The 6,000-nt window shown below is 31.9% G+C and carries 5 protein-coding genes; 1 reads left to right on the forward strand and 4 read right to left on the reverse strand.

What is annotated here, in order from left to right; genetic code table 11:
* Positions 1–71: 71 nt before the first annotated feature.
* Both N2712_05210 and N2712_05215 read right to left on the reverse strand, forming a co-directional pair.
* The gene (locus N2712_05210) at positions 72–1,610 is read right to left on the reverse strand and encodes a hypothetical protein (protein ID MCX8029379.1); all 1,539 of its coding nucleotides are present in this window, start codon (positions 1,608–1,610) and stop codon (positions 72–74) included.
* 69 nt (positions 1,611–1,679) lie between these two features.
* Positions 1,680–3,401: an alpha-amylase family glycosyl hydrolase gene (locus N2712_05215; GenBank protein MCX8029380.1), complete on the reverse strand. Its 1,722-nt coding sequence runs from the start codon at positions 3,399–3,401 to the stop codon at positions 1,680–1,682.
* Positions 3,402–3,644: 243 nt separating this feature from the next.
* On the opposite strand from N2712_05215, the gene N2712_05220 reads away from it, so the two are divergent.
* Positions 3,645–4,238 carry a hypothetical protein gene (locus tag N2712_05220; protein MCX8029381.1) on the forward strand — a complete coding sequence of 198 codons (594 nt, stop codon included), beginning with the start codon at positions 3,645–3,647 and terminating at the stop codon, positions 4,236–4,238.
* Between the two features lie 14 nt (positions 4,239–4,252).
* Here N2712_05220 and N2712_05225 read toward each other — a convergent pair whose 3' ends face one another.
* Both N2712_05225 and N2712_05230 read right to left on the reverse strand, forming a co-directional pair.
* Positions 4,253–5,332: a hypothetical protein gene (locus N2712_05225; protein ID MCX8029382.1), complete on the reverse strand. Its 1,080-nt coding sequence runs from the start codon at positions 5,330–5,332 to the stop codon at positions 4,253–4,255.
* Positions 5,333–5,384: 52 nt separating this feature from the next.
* Positions 5,385–6,000 (reverse strand): alpha amylase C-terminal domain-containing protein (locus N2712_05230; protein ID MCX8029383.1); only part of this gene is annotated, 616 nt, incomplete at its 5' end.

Raw genomic sequence — 6,000 nt, forward strand, 5'->3', positions numbered from 1 at the left:
TCTTTTCAAGTTAAACTAAGAAGTTTAAGGTTTAAATTTTGTGTTTAGTTTATAAAGATGTTGCTATATAGTTATCGCCGAAGTTCTGTTAGAGATTTTAGTTTTTCTTTTTCTACTTCTATTTGTTGCCTTATTAGGTTTATTCTATCTCTGATTTTTTCTCTTTCTTCGGGATCTGTGGATATGTAGTATGTTGTTATGAGATAGTCTAATTCTTTATTGAGTTTATAGATTATATTCTTTACATTTTCTATACTATCGAGAGGTACGTAATTGTAGATGTTTGTTATGTATGTTGTATTGGTTATGTAGTTTGTAAAAAAGTTAGTTACTAATAATACATTTGTTTGCAAAAAGTTGGTAGATATATTAGTTTGCTTTATTCCAAGTTCTTTTGTATCAATTTGCTGGATATTAGTGTGTTCAACTATTTTGAACTTTCTAAATATTTCACCTTCTATGTTTGTTGATATTGCTAAACCTGATATTTTTGCTTTTATTTCATATTCTCCATCGGTGACATTATCTTTCTTAAATATTTCCCAACAAAAAGTAATTGATTCTCCTTGTTTGAAGTTTGTTATAAAGAAGGTTGTAGAGTTTGTGGTATAGAAATAGTTGGTGTTTAAGTGAATTTCTACTTTAAGGTTTCTTATATCTACCCCAGATGTATTTTCTATTAATAGTGATGTATTGAAAGGAAATTTTGAGACTTCTTCTGGTGCTGTTAGTGAAGCCGAAAAATTGTCGAATCTCTTTAATGTATCTCCATACATTCCGTACATAGTTGAGTATAATATTAACTCTTGTGGTTTAATGATCGTTTCTTTGAAATATATACATACTGCTGAATCTCTTCCTCCGAGTAATCCACCTCCTAGGCTACTTCCTACTTCTGGTGTGTAGTACCCTTTTTCTCTATCTAGCTTTCTCCAGTTAGCAAATACTAACATGGATGGGGTTGAGACATTTCCTATTCCACTTACGATTCCCATTGTTCTAACCTTTGGTGTTTTTATTGAGTCAAAAGAGTACCATATATAAGGCATATTAGCTTCATAGAAGACTGTCTCATTGTCAATCTTTCCATAAAATGGTATATAAAATGGTTCGACATCTCCTTCTCCCAAAACTGTGTCTAGGAGTAGTTTCACATTAACTTTTCTTTCTTTATTATCTTCGTTTACTAAAATATAGCTTATTCTTACCATGTCGTCTCTCATTGTAAATGGGTTTGTGACGATTTCTAGTACTTGTATTAATTTTATCTTATCAAACTTTTTTGGTCTCCATGTCCATGTAAGTTTGTTTTTTGCTATTCCAGGTTTGTTTTCAAAATAGCCATTGTCTATACCTACAGCGAATCCCTCTCCATCAACGATTAGCGATGGGTAGGTAGTAGGTGGTATTTTATCAAAAAGTATCTTTTTTTTGTCATCATTTGGATTATCTGGATCTCCCGTGAGAGTTGATATATAAAATCTCCCGCTTGAACTATCCATCACTACTTCTATGTATTTTGATTGTATACCTATTTGGCTAAAACTATGAAAATTAGTGAATAACATGAATAGAACCATATACTTTAGTATATCTAAAAACTTACTCATAAGGCTTATTTTCGGAAGTGTTAAATTCGTAATGTAAAGCATTATAACATGGTTTTATAGGTATCAACTTTAGCGAGTTTTCTGCTGAGGTATTGTGAATAGCAATACGATTACTTCTCTAGGTTTTAGTTTGATATCTACTTTCTTTGATTGAGATAATGTTTCTCCTATTGGTTTTAAATCACTACCTTGGGAGCTTAATCCTTCAGTAAAACGAATATTGTTAGGCAATGAAGGTATATCTAATGATGTTTGTATTTCGTCTCTTTTACTAAGGTTGTATACTACTATTGCGTAGTCGTTATCATATTTCCTGGCGTATGCTAATATTGTGTCTTTACTGGTTGACAGTGCTTTGAAATCAGCGAATGAGTAAAATGCTTTTGTTTTGTTCTTTTTTAGATTAATCAGAGATTTTGTGAAATTTAGAATTGAGTTGGAATTTTGTTCTTGAATTTTTACTGAGTAATTTGTTTCGATTGGATTATATCTTGCATGCCATATTCTGGGACCTGTTGTAAATCCTCCAAATTTAGTGTCATCCCAGAGCATTATACTTCTTCTATCTCCGTCACCTATTAGTACTTTAGTATCATCTGGTAGACCTATTTCATCTCCGTAGTACAGGAACGGCATTCCGCCGGGTGTTGTTAATAGCATAGCCAAAGCCATCTTTATTGCATCATCGTTCCTTATCTTACTACCAAACCTTCCTGTATCGTGGTTTGACAAAAATGGTGATAGAAATGTTATAGGTATTTGTTTATTATTATACCACCCGTTTAGCGCGTTGATTGCTGCTTTTGATTTTGAAGCAACTAATGGTGGTAAAGCGAATGATGTTGCGAATTCGAAATTGAAAGCGTTATCGAAGGTTTTGCCACTTTGATAGTATTTTTCAACTATACTAGGTCCTGCAAATATCTCTGATACAACATATATGTCTGGTTTGATTTTCTTTAGGTATGCCATAAAGTCTTTCCAAAACTCTATTGTTTCTTGAGTATCTGCCTGTTTGTCTGGGCCTTTTGCTATTGCAAATCTAGCTGCGTCTAATCTAAATCCATCAACTCCTTTGTCGATCCAAAACTTAGCAATTTTTTTCAGTTCAGCTACAACATTTGTGTTTTCAAGATTTAGATCAGGTATGCCAAAATTAAATGCTGAGTAAAAATACCATCCGTATCTGTATGCATTTGTTATGAAGTCAAATTTATTCCAGACATTTTGTTTTGATTGTCCTGTTGGATTAGGCCAATCTCCCGCAGGTTGCTCTTTGCTCCAAACATACCAATCTTTGTATTTTGAGTTTTCGTTTGTAGCTGAATCAATAAACCAAGGGTGGTGTCTTGATGTATGGTTGTAAACAAAGTCAAGTATGATTTTTATACCTCTTTTTTTGGCTTCTTTGATCAGATTTTCAAAATCAGCCATTGTTCCAAACTGGGGATTTACATCATAGTAATCAATTACATCATATCCATGATACTCTTTCGAAGGGTGTATTGGCATGAGCCAAATGTAGTCTACACCTAGAGATTTGAGGTAGTCAAGCTTTTGGATAATACCGTTAAAATCTCCTATACCGTCCCCATTACTATCATAAAAACTCCTAACGAATATCTCATAACCTACTGAATTATGCCAAGTTGGTAATTTATCATGTTTAATAGGGGTTGTCCACCATTTATTGTCGTTATCTGATATAGTTATAACTTCAGAAACATCCTGCCCATATATGAAACTAAATGTAACCAATGTTATCATGATTGCTAGGTATAACCTTCCCATTATTGTCCTCCTCACTTTTGGTTTATTTTAAAAAAACTACAGTGAATATTCAATAAAAGTCCTTAAGTTTTAGTCCGGTGCTTCTCTACTTGCAGAAATGGGGAACTTTGCTTTAATACAAAGATAGCTAAAAGCTAGGTGCTGAAAGTGTTAGTAGTAGAGTTTTGTAACCTTGTGCTTTGATAGTAAAAACAGTTGTAAATTACTGAACTATGTATTATTATTTATATAGTGAGGCGACTTATGCTGTGTTCTATATGTGGTGTTAATGAAAGTATGATAAGTATAAACCTTCACAATAATGGAAATAAGGTTAATGTTCACTTGTGTAAATATTGTATAAACAAGTTTGGCCTAGATATAGAGAATGTTGATAATCTTATAAGTGGAATTATCGACCTGATAAACAAAAATATTATAAGAAATCTTGGAGGAAATAATGAAGATATCGAAGAATTTGAGGAAGAAATACTTTCATTTGAAAACATAATAGATATGATAGCCTCTAATAAACCTGAGAAGCATAACGATAATAAACCTGAGAAGCAAAATAATATGAAGAAAAACAATATGTTGTGTCCGCATTGTAATACATCACTTGAAGATGTTATTGGAAGCCAACATATGGGATGTATTCACTGTATCGATTTCTTCGGAAATAAAATTAAACGAAAACCAGCAACTTTTGAAGGTAGGGTACCTAAAGTTTTTAGAAAAATATATATAAAAGAAAAATTCAAAGATTACCTATCTAACAAGATGATGATTGAAGTTGTTAAAGAAAATTTCGAAAAAGCATCTAAAATAAGAAAGATAATATCCAAGATTGTAAAGTAGTTTTTGTTATATCTCTAGCAGGCTATCCTGTATAGAAGGTGATTGTAGTAGTTTTTATTTTTCGATATTAAAGATGTTATATAGAACGATAAGTCGAAGTCGTAGGTTTCTGAGATTATTCCAAAAAAAGTAGTTGAGAAATACTTAGTTTGCCAAGAGTCTGGTACTTTGAAAGCAGGGTAAATTATCTCTATGCTACCACTATTTATTAGGTGACTTACTACATCTTCTATTTCTCCAAAGTGACAGTTGTTAAAAAAAGCAAATTTAGGTGGAGTATGTATATGTTTTATACTTTTTTTGTTTAATATAATATCGCCAATTTCAATTCCGCTATTGTTAGTATGGGCTGAAATAAATACAACATCGTTACTACCAAATAGTACACCAAGGTCTTCTACACTTTTTATATCACTCGAAATTTCAACAGTAAAGTTATTTTTGAGCTTTTTGTATATTTCATTTGATTCTTCTTGTATGTATTTAAATCTTTTGTCTTCCTTGAATAGAATAAGAAACTTATTCTTATAACCTGAACTTATTCTGTTTTTATTTATTGAGAAAACCCTCTTTACAAGTATTCCGAAAATGTCAAAGAGTATTTCAAAAGGTATATAAGATATTTCTTCGTGGGTACGTAAGTATAGTGTTTGAGTGTTTCTTATAACTTTCTGGATTTCTTGAGGAATTATTCCTAGTATTGAGTGTTTAAGTGTTTTTCTTGATATATTACTAATTGTTTTTGTGTTGAAAATGGTTTTTTCTAGATCTATTTCTATGGATGAAGTTATCTTGCTAATGTTTGCATTTATGAAACAGACCCCTTCATAAGAAATTTTACCATTACTATTTTTTACTTCTAGAAAAGTGAATTTTAATTTGTAGTTTGTTTTAAATGATAGGATATCATAGATCAATTTGTAGTTCCATCTGAGATCATAAGGTAAAACATTTTCAGGTATTGAAACTATACTTTTACTATTTAGTTTGCCTTCTTTTTTTTTGAATATTCCGTAATAATTTCCTTCGTCGTATATTACAAAGGGTTCCTTATTATTATAGTCTTTTACTTCATTTTTCCTTAGTATTGGCACTTTAGTATTTTGGATAACAAACTTTTAGTTATTCAACTAGGGTTTTTAAGAATTACTCCTTTTTGTATATCAAAACACCGTATCGAGGTATTTTTATATTAGCATTTCCACCGGAATAGCTTACACTTCCTGTCAAATAAATATCATCCTCAATATCTCCATAAGCACTACTAGGTGATGCATAGATTAAATTCCAAGTTCCAGAACTTGGGAATGGAATATCATAAGAAGAATAGTTTTGTTTGTCATAGTTGATTATCACATAAATATCATCACTACCACCAGGTGTCCTAGAGAAACCTATTACTTTGTTGCCCGGGTTATGATGTATTGTTATAGGGACATACCAAGGTTTATTTACGCGTTCTTTTCTTATCTTTATTAAGTCTCTAACCGCTCTCAAAGTATTTGTGACTCTTGGGTTCCCTATCTTAGACCAGTTTATCGGAACATCATCTCTAAACCACTCTTGGTCTCCAGAATAATAACCTTCAAGTATCTCATCGCCCATAAATATCATAGGTATTCCTCTTGCAAAGATAGCAGTCGCAAGTCCTGTGAGTGTTTGGTATTGAGCATCATATTCACCATTACCCCAACCTCTATGTTTTAAGTCTGCAGCAGGTCTCCTTTTACCATTGGCTACTTCATCGTGAGATGATAGATAC

Source organism: Brevinematales bacterium (genome assembly GCA_026415355.1).
Lineage (GTDB): Bacteria > Spirochaetota > Brevinematia > DTOW01 > DTOW01 > SKYB106.